Raw genomic sequence first — 16,522 nt, forward strand, 5'->3', positions numbered from 1 at the left:
AGATCGCCGGGTAGCCCCGCGACCCCGGACCCCGGGGTCGAGGTGCGGGTCGAGGTGCGGGTCGAGGCCCCAGGACGCGGAGGAGCGCGTCACCAGGCCTCGACCCGGGCCTCGACCCAGGCCTCGACCCGGGCGCAGCGTGCGACGCCGCCGGGTCAGGAGACGGTCGTGAGCAGCTGGGTGGCGCGGGTGAGCACGACGTAGAGCGTGGCCCGGCCCGTCTGCGACTCGTCCTCGATCTCCTGGGGCCGCACGACCACGATCGCGTCGAACTCCAGGCCCTTGGTGTCCAGGCCGGTGAGCACGACGACCCGGTCGTCCCCGGACGGGCTGACCGAGGAGTCCACCGCGGCACGGGCACCCGAGGCGTGCTCCGCGTGCTCGGGCCAGGAGGCCAGCCAGGCGTTGACCTCGGAGCGGCGGGCCGAGGGCACGACGATGCCGACGGTGCCGGCGACCTTCTCGACCACGTCACCGACCGCGGCGCGCACGGCGGCCTCCAGGTCGGGGGCGTCGACGACCTCGACCGGCTCGACGCCGGTGGACCGGACCGCCGTCGGGAGGTCGGCGTCGAGGCCGACGCGCTGGGCGTAGGCGGCCGCGAAGGCGTAGATCTCCGAGGAGTTGCGGTAGTTGGTCGAGAGGTGGAACTCGTGGACCGGCTTGCCCTCGAGCGCCTCGGCCCGGGCGGCCGCGGACTCGGCCGGCACCGGCCAGGAGGACTGGGCGGGGTCGCCGACGATCGTCCAGGTCGCGGTCCGCCCGCGGCGCCCGACCATCCGCCACTGCATGGGCGTGAGGTCCTGGGCCTCGTCGACGAGGACGTGGGCGTAGGGGTCGTCCTCGATCCGGTGGGTCGGCGGCTGCCACGCGCGGCCCGTCGCGAACTCGCGGTCGGCCGCGGTCATCAGCTCCGCCACGCTGTGTCCGCCCTCGAGCAGCCCCGTGTCGTCCAGCGAGGTCTCGTCGTCGGTGCGCTGGGGCACGTCGCCGACGGCGTACCGCAGCTCGTCGAGGAGCGGGACGTCCTGGACCGAGAGGTCGGGGGCGCCGGACCACGACTTGACCAGGAGCCGCTGCTCCTCGGCGGAGAGCAGCCCCTCGGCGACCCGGGCGAGCAGCTCGGCGTCGCGCAGCCACTCCAGCACCTCGCGGGCCTCCAGCGGCGGCCACCAGTCGGCGACGAACTGCAGGAACCGGGTGTCGCCGAGCAGGTCGTCGTTGAACTTCTCCCGACCACGCTCGCGCCCGCGCTCGCTGCGCACCTGGCGCCAGAGCACGTCGAGCAGCGCCTGGGGCACCCGCGGCAGCTGGCGGTTGCGGCGGCCCTGGGACATCAGCGAGCGCCGCACCTTGCCGAGGTTGCCGCGGTCGAGGGTCAGCACGTCGTCGTACCAGAAGAGCCGGAAGGAGGTCGGGCTCCCGGGCGCCTGCTGGCGGGCGGCGCGGCGCAGCACCTCGGCCATCCGCGCCGAGCCCTTCACGTCGGCGACCGCCGGCTCGTCCTGCCGGGTCGCGCGGACCCCGTCGACGACCTCGCCGAGCGAGCGCAGGGCCACGGCGGTCTCGCCCAGGGAGGGGAGCACGCGCTCGATGTAGCGCATGAAGACCCCGCTGGGACCGACCACGAGGACGCCGCCGGACTCGTAGCGCCGGCGGTCGTTGTAGAGCAGGTACGCCGCGCGGTGCAGCGCCACGACGGTCTTGCCGACCCCCGGGCCGCCGGAGATCGTCACGACGCCCTTGGCGGGTGCGCGGATGGCCTTGTCCTGCTCGGCCTGGATGGTGGCGACGATCGAGTGCATCGTGCGGTCACGCGCCCGGGAGAGCTGCGCCATCAGCGCGCCCTCGCCGACGACGGGCAGGTCGAGCCCGTGGGTCTCGAGCGCCTCGGCGTCCAGCAGCTCGTCCTCGACCCCGACGACGCGCGGGCCGGTGCAGCGCAGCACCCGACGGCGTACGACGCCGTGCGGCTCGGCCGCCGTGGCCTGGTAGAACACCGCGGCGGCCGGGGCGCGCCAGTCGATGAGGAGGCTGTCGCGCTCGGCGTTGCGCAGGCCGATCCGCCCGACGTACCTCGGCTCGGGGTCGAGGTCGGGAGTCAGGTCGAGGCGGCCGAAGACCAGGCCCTCGTGGGCGGCGTCGAGCTGGGCGATCCGCTTGGCGGCCTGGAAGACCATCGCGTCGCGCTCGACCAGCCCGCCCTCGTGCCCGAGCCGGGCGCGGTCGTGGCCCTCGCGGGCCAGGCGCTGCGCCGCCTCCGCGGAGGCGCCGAGCTGCACGTACACCGCGTCGACGTACTCCTGCTCCCGCGCGATCTCCGTTGCTGCGAGGTCCTCGCTCACCGCGTCCGCTCCCTTGTCGACAGCCCAGGTCCGCCGGTGGCACCGGCGGACGACCGGCCCCGGCCTGAGCCGGGGCAAGCACCCGACTTTACCCGTACGCCGCCGGCGGTCCGCACCGATTCCCACGGCCGTCGCGGCGAGTGCTGTGGGGCTGCTCACGCCGGGCGCGACAGGCCGCACAGCCCGCTCGGCGCCGGGTCCGGCCCCCGTCGCCGAAGCGGCGGTCCAGGGGTGGCGTCGGTACGCTCGCGCCCCGTGAGCCCGTCCCTGTCGCCGCCGCGGCTGCACCGCTCGGTGCCGGCCGTCGCCGTGCTGCTGGCGATCGTGACGACCCTCGCCCTGGCCGCCTCGACGATGAGCCATCCGGCACCGGCCGGCGAGCCGCTGGCCGTGAGCGCCACCGCGCAGGCCCCGGTCCGCGCCCCCGCCGACGAGCGCCCCAACATCGTCCTGTTCTCGACCGACGACCAGCGCCTCGACGAGATGGTCTTCCTGCCCAAGACCAACGAGCTGCTCGGCGAGCAGGGCCTGACCTTCACCGAGGCGATCACCCCGCACCCGCTGTGCTGCCCGGCGCGCGCCGAGATCATGACCGGCCAGCTCGCGCAGAACAACGGCGTCCGCACGAACTTCCCGCCGCAGGGCGGTTACGCCTCCTTCGACAACTCCTCGACCATCGGGACCGACCTGTCGGCCGCGGGCTACAACACCGCCTTCCTCGGCAAGATGCTCAACGGCTACAGCCTCGACTACGGCCGCGACCCCGGCTGGACGCTCTTCAACGCCACCAGCCACGGGTACGCCGACTACTACAAGTTCGTGCAGTACGACAACGGCACGGTCGAGCGCGTGCCCGGCTACTACACCGACTACCTGTCGCAGAAGGCCGTCGAGTACGCCCACCAGCTGAGCGGCTACGACGCACCGTTCTTCATGTGGGTCAGCCACTTCGCGCCGCACCCGTCGAAGGGACGGGAGGGCTGCGACGACCCGTCGTGCAAGAACGGCCCGCCGAAGATGTCGCCGGGCTACCGCGCGCTGTCCCGGCTGGCCGGGCGCGCGCCCCACGAGGTGCTGGCCCAGCAGATGGCCCGGGAGGTCGTCGCGAAGCCGTCGTTCAACGAGCGCGACGTCTCCGACAAGCAGGGCCTGGTCCGCAAGCAGCGGATGACGAGCAGCGAGAAGGTCGTGCGGCTGCAGCAGGCCCGTGGCGCCGCGCTGGCCTCGGTCGACGACGCCCTGGCCCGCCTGGTCGCGCAGCTGGAGCTCGACGGGGAGCTGGACAACACCTACATCGTCTTCGTGACCGACAACGGCTACCAGCTCGGCGAGCACCGCTGGTTCGGCAAGACGCTGCCCTACGAGGAGAACCTCCGCACCCCGATGCTGGTGCGCGGGCCGGGCGTCCCCGGGGGAGCCACGACCGACTCCATCGCCACGATCGTCGACCTGGCCCCGACCTTCCTCGACATCGCCGACGCGCAGACCGACCGGGTCCTCGACGGGGTCTCGCTGCTGCCGACCTGGCGCGGGGAGACCGAGGAGCCCCTGCACCCGGGCGGCGTCCTGATCCAGGGCGGGGCCTACAAGCCCGAGACGGGCCCGCGGGGCTGGCTCTACCGCGGCGTCCGGACGGCCCGCTACACCTACGTCCGCTACCACGACGGGTTCGTGGAGCTCTACGACCGCGAGCGCGACCCCTACCAGGTGCGCTCGGTCGCCGACGAGCCCGAGTACGCCCCGCTGCGGGCCGAGCTGGCGCGTCGCACCCGGCTGCTGCAGGACTGCGCGGGACCCGCCGACTGCAACCGCACCTTCGGCCCGCTGCCGCACCCCGCGGGCTGAGCTCCGCGCCCCTGCCGCGTCGCGGTCGGGCAGGATGCGGCCCATGAGCGACGAGCAGCCCCAGCACGAGGCGCAGCAGGAGGCCCGGCCCCGGGTCGGGTACGACGTCAGCGACGCCGTCGCGACCATCACCCTCGACTCCCCGCACAACCGCAACGCGCTCTCGCGCGCGCTGGTGAGCGGGCTGTTCGAGGCCCTCGAGCGGGCCGCGACCGACGACGCGGCGCGGGTGGTCGTCATCGCGGCCACCGGGTCGGTCTTCTGCTCCGGCGCGGACCTCTCCGAGGCCGCGAGCGGCTCGATGGAGCAAGGCGCCCTGGAGATCGTGCGGCTGCAGCGCGCGATCCTGACGCACCCCAAGCCGGTCGTCTGCCGCCTGCAGGGCCCGGTCCGCGCGGGTGGCACCGGCATCGTCGCTGCTGCCGACGTGGTGGTCGCGGCCGAGCGCGCGAGCTTCGCGCTCACCGAGGTCAAGCTCGGCCTGGCACCGGCCGCGATCTCGCTGACGGTCTTCCAGCGGATGACCCAGCGCGGTGCGGCCCTGACGGCCCTGGGCGGCGAGGTGTTCTCCGCCCGGGAGGCCCTCGATCACGGGCTGGTGACCCGCGTCGTCGCCGACGAGCAGCTCGACGACGCCGTACGCGAGGTCACGACGTCCCTCGCCACCGGCGCGCCCCAGGGGCTGCGCGAGACCAAGCGGCTGCTCACCGCTCCCCTGGTGGCGCACCTCGACGCCCACGGCGCCGACGTCGCCGCGCTCTCGGCCCGACTGTTCGGCAGCGAGGAGGCCAAGGAGGCCATGACGGCCTTCCTGTCCCGCAAGCGCTGAGCCCGAGCCGGCGCATCGTTCCGGGAGGACGCGCCGGTCCGAGATCACACGGCCGGCCCCCGTCGCAACGGGTGACCGCTCCGAACACCTCCTATGAGCCCCACCCTGCGCGGACGCCTGACCTGGGCCGGCTTCGGCCTGCTCTCCACCCTCACCGGCACGGCCGCCGGACACCTCGTCGCCTCCCTCGACGACGTCGACACCTCCCCGGTCCTGGCGGTCGGGTCCTCGGTCATCGACCTGACCCCGACCCCGGTCAAGGAGTGGGCCATCGCCCAGTTCGGCACCGCGGACAAGCCGATCCTCATCGGCAGCGTCATGGCCGGTGTCCTGCTCCTCGCGGCCGTGGCAGGTCTGGTCGCGCGCCGCCGGCTGGTCCTGGGTGCCGCGATCGAGGCCGTGCTCGTCGCGGTCGCCGGCACCGCGGTCATGACCCGCCCGGGCGCCGAGCTGCTCGACGTCGTGCCCACCGTCGCCACCGGCGTGGTCGGGGTCGGGTCGCTGCTGCTGCTCGCCCGCCTCGCCACCCCGGGCCACGAGGCCCGCACCGACGACGCGGCGCACCCCATGCTCGCCGCGGAGGGCGCCCCGGACGCCCCCGCCGAGGCGCGTGCGCCGGGTGCCAGCCGCCGCGGCGTCCTCATCGCCACCGGCGTGCTGGCCCTGGCCGCCACCGTGATGGCCAGCGCCGGCCAGCTGATCCGCAGCATCCGGGCCCGGCCCGAGGACGTCACGCTCCCGGCGCCCACCGACCCGGCCGGGGCCTTCCCCGAGGGCCTGGAGGGCCAGGTCGACGGGATCACCCCGCTGCGGATCGCCAACGAGGACTTCTACCGCGTCGACACGCGGCTCGACACGCCCGTCGTCGACCTGGAGAGCTGGACGCTCACGATCGACGGCGACGTCGAGCGCGAGGTCGTGCTGACCTTCGACGACCTCCTCGAGATGGACCTCATCGAGCGCGACATCACGCTCACCTGCGTCTCCAACTCCGTGGGCGGCGAGTTCGTCGGCGGCGCACGCTGGCTGGGCGTCCGGCTCACCGACATCCTCGACCTGGCGGGCGTCGGGCCGGACGCGGACCAGATCTTCTCCACTGACTTCGACGGCATGACCATCTCCACGCCGCTGGACCTCGCCACCGACGGCCGGGACTCGATGATCGCGATCGGCATGAACGGCGAGGCGCTGCCGCGCGCCAACGGCTTCCCCGCCCGGATGATCGTGCCGGGCCTCTACGGCTTCATCAGCGCCACCAAGTGGATCACCCGCATCACGCTGACGACGTACGCCGAGAAGGAGGCGTACTGGACCGAGCGGGACTGGGCCACCGACGCCCCCATCAAGATCTCCACCCGCATCGACACCATCAGCGCGCTCGACCAGCTCGACGCCGGCGAGGTGCTCGTGGGCGGCGTCGCGTGGGCCCAGCAGCGCGGTGGCGTGGCCACGGTGCAGGTCCAGATCGACGGCGGGGCCTGGGAGGACGCCGAGATGGGTCCCGACGTCGGCAACGACTACTGGCGCCAGTGGTTCTACCGCTGGGACGCCCGACCGGGCTCCCACACCGTCGCTGCGCGCGCCATCAGCGGCGACGGCGAGACCCAGACCGCGGTGCGTGCCGTGCCGTTCCCGGAGGGCTCCTCGGGCATCCAGTCCCTCCAGGTCACCGTTTCGTGACCTGTCTCACCCATCCGGATACCCCCCAGCCCCGAACCACTCCCCGACAAGCCCCCGCAGCCACAGGTTGCACCGAAAGGAAGGCACTTCCCATGAAGCGCACCACCCTCCGTCGCACCGGCGCCTCCGTCGCCACCCTCGCCGCTCTCTCCATCGGCCTCACCGCCTGCTCGAGCGAGGACGAGTCCAGCACCGCCGAGGAGACCACCTCCGAGGAGGCTCCGGCCCCCGCCGAGGAGGAGGAGGCCGAGGCCGAGGGCGCCGGCGCCCAGACCTTCGGCGACGCCTGCTCCGCCGTTCCCACCAACGGCCAGGGCTCCTTCGACGGCATGGTCGACGACCCGGTCGCCACCGCCGCCTCCAACAACCCGCTGCTCGGCACCCTGGTGACCGCCGTGGGCGAGGCCGGCCTGGTCGACACCCTGAACGACGCCGAGGCGCTCACCGTCTTCGCGCCCACCGACGACGCGTTCGCCGCCATCCCGGAGGCCGACCTCAACGCGGTGCTCGCCGACAAGGAGCTCCTCACCTCGATCCTGACCTACCACGTGGTGGGCGCCCAGCTCGACCCCGAGGCCGTCGTGGGCGAGCAGGAGACCCTGCAGGGTGGCACCGTCACCGTCGAGGGCGACACCGAGGGCATGACCGTCAACGACGCCAACGTGCTCTGCGGCAACATCCCCACCGCCAACGCCACGGTGTACGTCATCGACACCGTGCTCATGCCCTCCTGATCCAGGGCCCCTTCCACAACCGGTACGAAGACAGGGACAATCGACGTCATGACTGAGCCGACGTCCCTGCCCGCCGGGGCTCCCGCAGCCGCGGGAGCCCCGGCCGGGCCGGACCTCGCCGCCCTGCTGCGCGCCAGCGCACGGGGCGACGAGGTGGCCTTCGCCCAGCTGTACGACGCGACAGCAGCTCGCGTCCACGGCCTGGCCCTGCGGGTCGTCCGCGACCCGGCCCAGGCCGAGGAGGTCACCCAGGAGGCCTTCCTCGACGTGTGGCGCACCGCCGCACGCTTCGACGCCGACCGAGGGTCCGCGCTGAGCTGGTTGCTCACCGTGACCCACCGCAAGGCGGTCGACCGGGTCCGCTCCGCCGAGGCCTCCTCGCGGCGCGACACCTCGTACCACCAGCAGAACCAGCCCATCGACCACGACTCCACCGCGGAGGCGGCCACCGCCTCCATGGAGGCCCGTCGTGTGCGGGGCGCGCTCGCCAGCCTCACCCCCGTCCAGCGGGAGGCCGTCGAGCTCGCGTACTTCGGCGGCTACACCCACACCGAGGTCGCCAGCATGCTCCAGCTCCCCGTCGGGACCGCGAAGACGCGGATCCGCGACGGACTCATCAGACTCCGAGACGCCATGGGGGTAGGCCAATGAACGACGTGCACGCCCTCTCCGGCGCCTACGCCGTCGACGCGCTCGACGACATCGAGCGCGCCCAGTTCCAGCGACACCTCGTCGAGTGCGCCGAGTGCCGCCACGAGGTCGACTCGCTGCGCGCCGGCGCCGCGATGCTCGCCGAGCTCGAGCCGGTCGCACCCTCCCCGGGCCTGCGCGACCGGATCCTGGCCGAGGTCGCCACGGTCCGGCCCCTCCCGCCCCAGGTCGTGGAGGTGCGCCCCCGGAGGCGACGATTTCCGACCCTGGTCGCCGCAGCAGCTGCCGTGGTAGCCGTCGGCATCGGCGGCGGCATCGTCTACGACCGGCTCAGCGACGACACCCCCTCCGACATCAACATCAGCGCCACCGAACGCGTCGTCGAGGCCCCTGACGCCGAGCGCTACGTCCAGCGCTTCGACGACGGGTCCAGCGCGATCGTCTACCGCTCGGTCTCCCTCGGCCAGGCCGTCATCGTCACCAAGGGCATGGCCGACCCGGGCGAGGGCAAGGTCTACGAGCTCTGGCTGGAGCGCGACGGCGAGATGATCGCCGCCGGCTTCATGCCCGAGGGACCCGACAACACCGTGCTGCTCTCCGGCGACGCCGCTTCCGCCGACGGCGTCGGCATCACCGTCGAGCCCGAGGGTGGCTCGGCCGAGCCCAACCTCGACTCGGCCGTCGTCGTCACCTTCGACGCCTGATGCCCGCGGCACACCAGCCGCCGACCCAGTCTCCGCGCACCGTCGCGGTGGTCGGCTCCGGCGTGGCCGGGCTCGTGGCGGCGTACGTCGCCTCCCGCACCGCCACCGTGACCCTGCTCGAGGCCGACGGGCGGCTCGGCGGTCACGCCGACACCCACGAGGTCACCGACCCGACCGGTCGGCTGCTGCGCATCGACACCGGGTTCATCGTCCACAACCGGCGCACCTACCCGACGCTGCTGCGCGTCTTCGCCGAGCTCGGCGTGGCCACGCAGCAGTCGGAGATGTCGATGTCGATCCGCGACGACGACTCCGACCTGGAGTGGGCCGGCGCCCTGGGCCGCCAGGGGACGTTGCCGACCCTCGGGCACCTGCGCCGCCCGGCGTACCTGCGGATGCTCACCGACATCCCCCGCTTCCACCGCCGCGCGAAGGCCCTGCTGGCGCGCAGCGCCGAGGGCGAGGTCGACGACCAGACCCTGCGTGCCTTCCTCGACGAGCACCGCTTCGGCCCGTACTTCCGCCGCCACTTCATGGAGCCGCTCGTCGCGGCGGTCTGGTCCTGCGACCCCGACGTCGCGCTCGACTACCCCGCGCGCTACCTCTTCTCCTTCCTCTCCCACCACCAGATGCTCAGCATCTACGGCTCGCCCACGTGGCGCACCGTCACCGGCGGCTCGCACCGCTACGTCGAGAAGGTCCGCGACGCGTTGCTGGCAGCCGGCGGCGAGATCCGCACCGGCTGCAAGGTGACCTCGGTCCTGGAGACGGCCGACGGCGTGGAGGTGACCGACGGCAACGGCACCACCGCGACGTACGACGCCGTCGTGATCGCCACGCACCCGCACCAGGCCCTGGCGATGCTGGCCGAGCCCACCCCGCTGCACCGCGAGCTGCTGGGCGCCATGCCCTACTCCCCCAACACCGCGCTGCTGCACACCGACACCTCGCTGATGCCGACGCTGCGACAGACCTGGGCGAGCTGGAACTTCATGCGTCCCAGCGAGTCGGTTCCCCGGCCCGCGGGCGCCGACGGCGTCGTCGTCACCTACGACCTGACCCGGCTCCAGCGCCTCGACACCGACACCCACTACCTCGTGACCCTCGGCGGCGAGCACCTCGTCGACCCGGCCACCGTCATCGACCGGATGGAGTACGAGCACCCGCTCTACACCCCGGAGTCGGTCGCCGCGCAGCGCCGCCTGCCGGAGATCGACACCGACCGCGTGGTCTTCGCCGGGGCCTACCACGGGTGGGGATTCCACGAGGACGGTGCGCGCTCGGGCCTGGCGGCCGTCACGCGGCTCGGGCTGCCCTGGCCCTCCCCGGTGAGCCAGGAGCGGCCCCGCGTGGAGACGCCGGCGCTCTACCGCACCACGATCAAGCACACCCGTCGCGCGCCGTTCGAGCGCAGCTTCACCCACCGCTCGCACACGTGGCTCGTGGACATCGACGACCTCCCCGACCTGCGGCCGCTGCCGTGGGCCAAGGGCACCTTCGAGGCCCGCGACCACCTCGGCGCTCCCGACCGCACCCTCCGGGAGAACCTCGAGGCGTTCCTGGCGACCGAGGGCGTGACCCTGCACCCGGCCGGCCGGGTGCTGCTGGCCACGCAGCCGCGCGCCTTCGGCTACTGCTTCAACCCGATCAGCGTCTTCTGGTGCCTGGACCCGTTCGGGCGGGTCGAGGCGACCGTGGTCGAGGTGCACAACACCTACGGCGACCGGCACGCCTACCTCGTGCGTCCCGACGAGCAGGGGCGCGCCCGCACCGACAAGGCGATGTACGTCAGCCCGTTCCACGGCACCGACGGCCACTACGAGCTGGCCGTCCCCGTCCCGGGAGAGCGGCTCGACGTGGTCGTGACCCTGCATGCGGAGGAGACCCGCTTCTCGGCCAGCCTCACCGGCACCCGCACGACCGACAGCCCCCTGCGTGCCGCCCCGGCGGCCCTGCGAGGGTCGCTGCTCATCCGCGCGCACGGGATCTGGCTGTGGCTGCGGCGCCTGCCGATCCGTCCGCGCCCCACGCACCAGCAGGCGGCCGTGCAACCGCCGGTCCGCCAGTCCCCCAGCGCGCTCGACCGGACGCCCGACCGCACGTCCGCCGTCCAGCCCGACCAGGAAGGCTCCCGTCGATGACCGAGGCCCCCGCCCGTCCCTCCTCCCCGCCCGACGTCGCCCGCTGGCCCGGGCTGCACGTCGTGCCGACCGGCCCCCGCGCCCGGGTCTCCGCCCGGATCGCGCGCCGGCTCTTCATCGCCGCCGTGGAGCGGCTCGACGTCACCGTCCACGTCGAGGGCCGCACCATCGGTCGGGGTGGGCCGGAGATGACGGTGCACCAGCCGGAGGAGCTGTGGGCCCGCCTCGGCCGGCACCAGCTGATCGGCTTCGGCGAGGCCTACCTCACCGGCGCCTGGGACGCCGAGGACCTCGGCGGCTTCCTGACCGTCCTGGCCGCGGAGATGGCCGACCTGGTGCCGAAGCCGCTGCAGACGCTGCGCGCCCTGGTCGTCAAGCGCCCGCCGAGCACCCAGCGCTCGAGCAGGGACAACTCCCGCAACAACATCGCGCACCACTACGACCTGTCCAACGACCTGTTCCGGCTGTTCCTCGACGAGACGCTGAGCTACTCCGCGGCCCTGTGGGACACCACCGTCTCCACGGTCCCCGACACGCTCAACGGCCGACCCTCGCAGCGCCTGCAGGCGGCGCCCCCGGGCACCGTCGCCACCGACTCCCTGGCCGAGGCCTCGGCCCGCAAGATCGAGCGGCTGCTCGACGCCGCCGGCGTCGGCGAGGGCTCACGCGTGCTGGAGATCGGCTCCGGGTGGGGCGAGCTGGCCATCCGCGCGGCCCGGCGCGGTGCCACCGTCCGCACCATCACCCTGTCCTCCGAGCAGCTGGTGCTGGCCGAGGAGCGGATCGCCGCCGCCGGCTTCTCCGACCGGATCGAGGTCGTCCTGCAGGACTACCGCGACCTCACGGTCCCGCCCGGCACCGAGGGCTACGACGCGATCGTCTCGGTGGAGATGATCGAGGCCGTGGGCCACGAGTTCTGGCAGACCTACTTCGAGACCATCGAGAAGGTGCTGGCCCCCGGAGGCAAGGTCGCCATCCAGGCGATCACGATGCCGCACGACCGGATGCTGGCCACCAGGAACACCTACACCTGGATCCACAAGTACATCTTCCCCGGCGGCCTGCTGCCCTCGGTCGAGGTGATCGACGAGATCACCCGCGAGCACACCCGCCTGCGGCTGGTCGAGCGGTTCCAGTTCGGCACCCACTACGCCGAGACCCTGCGGCTGTGGGACGAGGCCTTCCTCGACCGCTCCCAGGAGGTGCTGGCGCTGGGCTTCGACGAGGTGTTCCTGCGGATGTGGCACTTCTACCTGGAGTACTCCCGCGCGGGCTTCGCCTCCGGCTACATCGACGACTACCAGCTGCTCCTCCAGCGAGACTGACCCCCGAGACCGCACCCGGACCACCACCCGGCACCACCCTGCACCACCCGCACCGCAGCACGTCGCACCACGCGACCCCAGCGGCAGGCTCCCTGCCGCACCCCGATGACGAGGAGAACCCCGTGACCACGACGGCCGACCGCAGCACCGAGACCAGCACCGGCGCTCCGGGCGTCGCCCACCGGCTCGCGGAGGCCCTCGAGCCGTTCCTCGCCGGCCCGCTCCCGGTGCGGCTGCGCTGCTGGGACGGCTCGGAGTTCGTGCCACCGGGCGGGGCTGCCTCGGACTTCCCGCTGGTCGAGCTGCGCTCGGCCGACGCCGTACGCCGCCTCCTCTGGCACCCGGGCGAGCTCGGTGCCGCGCAGGCCTACGTCACCGGCGAGCTCGACGTGCCCGAGGTCGACGGCTGGGACCTCGACAAGGCGCTGACCCACGCCTTCGCCGTCTCCCGCGAGCGCGGCCTCTCCGGTGCCCGCATGCGCCCGCGCGCCGTGGTCGAGGCGGTCCGCGCCGCGGTCGAGATCGGCGCGCTCGGCAAACGCCCGGCCAACCCCGCCACCCAGGCCGACGTGAAGGGCCGCCTGCACAGCAAGCTGCGCGACCGCTCGGCGATCTCCTTCCACTACGACCTGTCCAACGCCTTCTACGAGCTGATCCTCGAGAAGAACATGGCCTACTCCTGCGGCTACCACGCGACGCCCGAGGTCTCCCTGGAGGAGGCGCAGGTCGCCAAGCTCGACATGGTCTGCCGCAAGCTCGGCCTCGAGCCGGGCATGACGATGCTCGACGTGGGCTGCGGCTGGGGCTCGCTGTCGCTGCACGCCGCCGAGCACTTCGGCGCCCAGGTGACCGGCGTGACGATCGCTGCGGAGCAGAAGAAGTTCATCGACGCCCGGATCGCCGAGCGCGGGCTTCAGGACCGGGTCACGATCCGGCTCCAGGACTACCGCGACGCCGTGCCGCCGGCCGGCCAGGAGTACGACGCCGTCGGCTCCCTGGAGATGGGCGAGCACGTCGGGCAGAAGAACTACCCGACGTACGCGCGGGTGCTGCGCGAGTCCGTGAAGCCGGGCGGTCGCGTGCTGGTGCAGCAGATGTCGCGCAGCGGCAAGTGGCCCGGCGGCGGCCCCTTCATCCAGTCCTTCATCGCCCCCGACATGCACATGCGTCCCGTCGGCGAGACCGTGGCGCTGCTCGAGGCCGGCGGGCTCGAGGTCCGCGACGTCCACGCGATGCGCGAGCACTACGTGCTGACCGTCGCGGGCTGGCTGGAGCGCTTCCACGCCCACCGCGAGGAGCTCGTGGCCATGATGGGCGAAGAGGTCTACCGCGTCTGGGAGCTCTACCTCGTCGGCGGTGCCATGGCCTTCCGCGACGGCCGCATGGGCGTGGACCAGATCCTCATGGTCCGCCCGGGTGGCCCGCACACGCTGCCCGCCGTCCGAGACTTCTGAGGTGTCACCCCTCCTCACCGCCCTGGTCTCCGTCGGCGTCGCGCTGGCGTGCGTCGTCGTCACGATGACGCTGACCGCGCTCCGCGCCCGGAAGCTCGGCGTCGTCGCGGTCGTCGACGTCGCCTGGGGCCTCGGCTTCGTCGTGGTCGCGGCCGCGGCCGCCGTCGTCGCCTACCTGGCCGACCACGACTCCTGGCGCACCCTGCTGCTCCTGGCGCTGGTCGCGGTGTGGGGCGGTCGCCTGGGCTGGCACGTCCGCTCCCGCGCGATCGGTGAGCACCAGGGCGCGGAGGACCCGCGCTACGCCGAGATGCTCGGCGGCTCGCTGCCCGAGGTCGGGATGGGCGAGGCCGTGCGCCGGGTGTTCCTCGTCCAGGGCGTCGCGCAGTGGTTCGTCTCGCTACCGGTCGCGGTCGGCGCGGTGCTCCTCGTCGAGCCGGGCTGGACCTGGCTGGTCTGGGTCGGCGTGGCCGTCTGGGCGGTCGGGCTCTACTTCGAGGCCGTGGGCGACCGCCAGCTGGCGGCGTACAAGGCCCAGCCGCGGGAGTCGCGCCCGAAGGTGATGGACCAGGGGCTGTGGGGCTGGACCCGCCACCCCAACTACTTCGGCGACGCCTGCGTCTGGTGGGGCCTGTGGCTGGCCGGCGGTCTCGCCTCCGGCTGGGTCGCGGGCCTCGCGACCGTGCTGTGCCCGGTCGCGATGACCCTCTTCCTGCGCAACGTCACCGGCGCCAAGCTGCTGGAGCGCAAGATGTCGCAGCGCGAGGGCTGGGACGAGTACGCCGCCCGGGTGCCGATGTTCTTCCCCCGCCCCCCGCGCCGCTGACCCTCCTCCGCCGAGGCGTCACGTCCGAACCGCCGAGGCGTCACTTCTGAACCACCGAGGCGTCGCTTGCGCACCGTTGCCCCCCAGGCGCAGCGTCCTGTCCGCCGCGAGGGTCGTCAGTGGCCCGGCCGGGTGTTGGGTGGCGGCCTCCCGCGTGGCTGACTGGGGGCATGACCTCCTCGAGCTCCACGACCGCCGTCCGCGTGATGAGCCTGGCCACGGCCGGGTACGCCGCCTACTGCCTGGTCAAGCCCGAGCACCTGCGCAAGGCGCTCGGCTCCGACGACCCGATGTGGGACACCGTCGCCAGGGTGTTCGGCGTGCGCGACCTCGCGATCTCCGCCGTCGGCGTCCTCGGCTCACCGACCGCTGCCCGTGCCTCGCTGGCGATCCGCACCGCCATCGACTTCGGCGACGCCGCCCTGCTCGGCCTCACTGTCGACGGCGAGGCCAGCACCAAGGCCGTCGCCACCGCCGGCGGTTGGGGCCTGCTCAACCTCGGGGTGCTGCGCCGTTCGCGCTGACCCCCTAGTCGAAGGCGACCGGCTCGTCCTGGATCCGCCAGCTCACCTGCGGCCTGCCGCCGGCGTAGTGAAAGTAGTCCGCGACGGCGTACCTGGTCGCGCCGGCTCGCGTCCGGAAGCGCTCGGACAGGGTCGTGCCGTCGGCTGCGACGACCCTCAGGTCGTGCTTCCCGGCGGGCAGTGCCAACGGGAAGAGGCTCCAGCTGTGCTGGCCCTCGACGAGGAAGTCACGGTCGACGACCTCGATCCCGTCGATCCTCACCGTGATGCGGGCGGGGTCGTCGAGGAAGGACTGGTTGCTGACCCACAGGTGCAGCTGCGCCTCGTCCTCGGCGACCACCCGCACGGAGGCGGTGACGGCCTCGGGACCCGAGGACTCCCCGCTTCCCGGAGGACGGTCCGGACCTGCGGACCGGTCCGGCGACGGCGGCTGGCCCTCACCGCCGCACCCGGCCAGCAGGGAGACCGACAGGGCCACGGTGGTGAGGAGCCGACGCCGATGCACGGGGGTGTGACGGGCGAGGTGTGGCAGTGGTTCCCTCCTCCGCGGCCCCGGCCGGTCACGAGCCGGTCCCCGGCATGCCGCCCTCAGCGCAGCCGCGACGCGGCCTGGACCTGTCCCGCGGCCAGTGCCCGGGCGGCCAGCCGGGCGAACCGGTCCAGCGCGACCGCGCGGTGCAGCCGCACGACGTACACCCCTCGCTGCTCGTGCCGTGCCTCCGCCACGAGCGGGTGGGCGCGCAGGAAACCCAGGACAGCGTCATCGCCGTCGGTCGCGTCGAGGTCGAGGAAGGGCTGCGCCGCTGCCTCGACGACGACGTGCCACTCGGACTCCTCGGCCACCTGGAGGGCGACCCGGACGTGCCGGGCCAGCACGGCCGCAGGGACGACGTCATCCGTCGGGTCGTGCCGACCGTCGGGGTCGGTGACGCGGACCCAGTACGCCGGCGCCGTGGCCCAGCCCGCGGCGATCGCCGGGTCGTGCAGCAGCTCGGACAGGCGAGCCGAGGTGGCGTCGGGGTCCGCCCGGACCGGCTCCGGGAGCGCTCGTGACCGCGAGGACCGAGCCTGGGCGAGGATCCCCACGACGTTGAGGGCCACCAGCACGAGGCCGACCCAGAAGAAGAGCGACCGCTCCTCGGCGTACGCGATCACGAGGTACACCGAGGCGGCCAGCGCCGCCGCGCGCGTCAACGGGTGCCGGGTCCACCTCACGTCCCGAGGCTAGAGGCTGGCACCACCTGGGCGCTGCCCCGACCCAGGCCCGGGACGGGAGGACCGACCTGCGGGGCACCTGCGAGCCAGCGGCACGTCGGGCGGTCCTCTGTGTGGTGTCCTGTCAAGGGACAGTAGGAACTGCCCAGTGGCGGACATAAGACCTGCCCGCTGACGGTCACGAGAACTGCCCGGTGGTGGCCATGGGATCTGCCCAAAGGGGGCGGCGGCCACCACCGACCAGGTCGG

At 73.3% G+C, this 16,522-nt stretch carries 14 protein-coding genes; 11 read left to right on the top strand and 3 right to left on the bottom strand.

The window, feature by feature from the left end; genetic code table 11:
- Positions 1-155 precede the first annotated feature (155 nt).
- A complete protein-coding gene (locus ACYVID_RS10700; RefSeq protein ID WP_460736836.1) occupies positions 156-2,345 on the bottom strand; it encodes a HelD family protein in 2,190 nt (729 codons plus the stop codon).
- A 255-nt stretch (positions 2,346-2,600) separates the two neighbouring features.
- Between ACYVID_RS10700 and ACYVID_RS10705 the strand changes: the two genes are divergently transcribed.
- The 11 genes from ACYVID_RS10705 (at position 2,601) to ACYVID_RS10755 (ending at position 15,058) form a co-directional block, all read left to right on the top strand.
- On the top strand, positions 2,601-4,190 hold the full coding sequence (locus tag ACYVID_RS10705) for a sulfatase family protein (protein WP_460736838.1): 1,590 nt from the start codon (positions 2,601-2,603) through the stop codon (positions 4,188-4,190).
- Positions 4,191-4,233: 43 nt separating this feature from the next.
- Positions 4,234-5,019, top strand: coding sequence for an enoyl-CoA hydratase-related protein (locus ACYVID_RS10710; RefSeq protein ID WP_460736840.1), 786 nt, complete (start codon positions 4,234-4,236; stop codon positions 5,017-5,019).
- Positions 5,020-5,112: 93 nt separating this feature from the next.
- Positions 5,113-6,699 (top strand): molybdopterin-dependent oxidoreductase, encoded by a 1,587-nt coding sequence (locus tag ACYVID_RS10715; protein ID WP_460736842.1) that lies wholly within the window; start codon positions 5,113-5,115, stop codon positions 6,697-6,699.
- A gap of 92 nt (positions 6,700-6,791) precedes the next feature.
- Complete coding sequence (locus tag ACYVID_RS10720) at positions 6,792-7,433, top strand: fasciclin domain-containing protein (protein WP_460736844.1); 642 nt, start codon at positions 6,792-6,794, stop codon at positions 7,431-7,433.
- A gap of 48 nt (positions 7,434-7,481) precedes the next feature.
- Entirely contained in the window at positions 7,482-8,084 is a 603-nt protein-coding gene (gene sigK / locus ACYVID_RS10725; protein ID WP_460736846.1) for an ECF RNA polymerase sigma factor SigK, read from the top strand.
- Positions 8,081-8,788: an anti-sigma factor gene (locus ACYVID_RS10730; protein ID WP_460736848.1), complete on the top strand. Its 708-nt coding sequence runs from the start codon at positions 8,081-8,083 to the stop codon at positions 8,786-8,788. The genes sigK and ACYVID_RS10730 overlap by 4 nt, the downstream gene beginning before the upstream one ends.
- On the top strand, positions 8,788-10,929 hold the full coding sequence (locus ACYVID_RS10735) for an FAD-dependent oxidoreductase (RefSeq protein ID WP_460736850.1): 2,142 nt from the start codon (positions 8,788-8,790) through the stop codon (positions 10,927-10,929). The genes ACYVID_RS10730 and ACYVID_RS10735 overlap by 1 nt, the downstream gene beginning before the upstream one ends.
- Complete coding sequence (locus ACYVID_RS10740) at positions 10,926-12,254, top strand: class I SAM-dependent methyltransferase (protein ID WP_460736852.1); 1,329 nt, start codon at positions 10,926-10,928, stop codon at positions 12,252-12,254. The genes ACYVID_RS10735 and ACYVID_RS10740 overlap by 4 nt, the downstream gene beginning before the upstream one ends.
- Positions 12,255-12,376: 122 nt before the next feature.
- Positions 12,377-13,708, top strand: coding sequence for a class I SAM-dependent methyltransferase (locus tag ACYVID_RS10745; protein ID WP_460736854.1), 1,332 nt, complete (start codon positions 12,377-12,379; stop codon positions 13,706-13,708).
- A 1-nt stretch (position 13,709) separates the two neighbouring features.
- The gene (locus ACYVID_RS10750) at positions 13,710-14,534 is read left to right on the top strand and encodes a DUF1295 domain-containing protein (protein ID WP_460736856.1); all 825 of its coding nucleotides are present in this window, start codon (positions 13,710-13,712) and stop codon (positions 14,532-14,534) included.
- Positions 14,535-14,704: 170 nt separating this feature from the next.
- The gene (locus tag ACYVID_RS10755) at positions 14,705-15,058 is read left to right on the top strand and encodes a hypothetical protein (protein ID WP_460736858.1); all 354 of its coding nucleotides are present in this window, start codon (positions 14,705-14,707) and stop codon (positions 15,056-15,058) included.
- Positions 15,059-15,062: 4 nt separating this feature from the next.
- Here ACYVID_RS10755 and ACYVID_RS10760 read toward each other — a convergent pair whose 3' ends face one another.
- Together ACYVID_RS10760 and ACYVID_RS10765 are read right to left on the bottom strand one after the other, a co-directional pair.
- The gene (locus ACYVID_RS10760) at positions 15,063-15,536 is read right to left on the bottom strand and encodes a hypothetical protein (RefSeq protein WP_300641579.1); all 474 of its coding nucleotides are present in this window, start codon (positions 15,534-15,536) and stop codon (positions 15,063-15,065) included.
- A gap of 110 nt (positions 15,537-15,646) precedes the next feature.
- Positions 15,647-16,273: a hypothetical protein gene (locus ACYVID_RS10765; protein ID WP_460736860.1), complete on the bottom strand. Its 627-nt coding sequence runs from the start codon at positions 16,271-16,273 to the stop codon at positions 15,647-15,649.
- Between the last annotated feature and the right edge of the window lie 249 nt (positions 16,274-16,522).

The organism is Nocardioides ginkgobilobae, from assembly GCF_054781275.1.

Bases quoted from the DNA above. Each gene is read 5' to 3' on its own strand.
- ACYVID_RS10710 (WP_460736840.1), top strand. From the start codon at position 4,234: ATGAGCGACGAGCAGCCCCAGCACGAGGCGCAGCAGGAGGCCCGGCCC.
- ACYVID_RS10715 (WP_460736842.1), top strand. From the start codon at position 5,113: ATGAGCCCCACCCTGCGCGGACGCCTGACCTGGGCCGGCTTCGGCCTG.
- ACYVID_RS10720 (WP_460736844.1), top strand. From the start codon at position 6,792: ATGAAGCGCACCACCCTCCGTCGCACCGGCGCCTCCGTCGCCACCCTC.
- sigK (WP_460736846.1), top strand. From the start codon at position 7,482: ATGACTGAGCCGACGTCCCTGCCCGCCGGGGCTCCCGCAGCCGCGGGA.
- ACYVID_RS10730 (WP_460736848.1), top strand. From the start codon at position 8,081: ATGAACGACGTGCACGCCCTCTCCGGCGCCTACGCCGTCGACGCGCTC.
- ACYVID_RS10735 (WP_460736850.1), top strand. From the start codon at position 8,788: ATGCCCGCGGCACACCAGCCGCCGACCCAGTCTCCGCGCACCGTCGCG.
- ACYVID_RS10740 (WP_460736852.1), top strand. From the start codon at position 10,926: ATGACCGAGGCCCCCGCCCGTCCCTCCTCCCCGCCCGACGTCGCCCGC.
- ACYVID_RS10755 (WP_460736858.1), top strand. From the start codon at position 14,705: ATGACCTCCTCGAGCTCCACGACCGCCGTCCGCGTGATGAGCCTGGCC.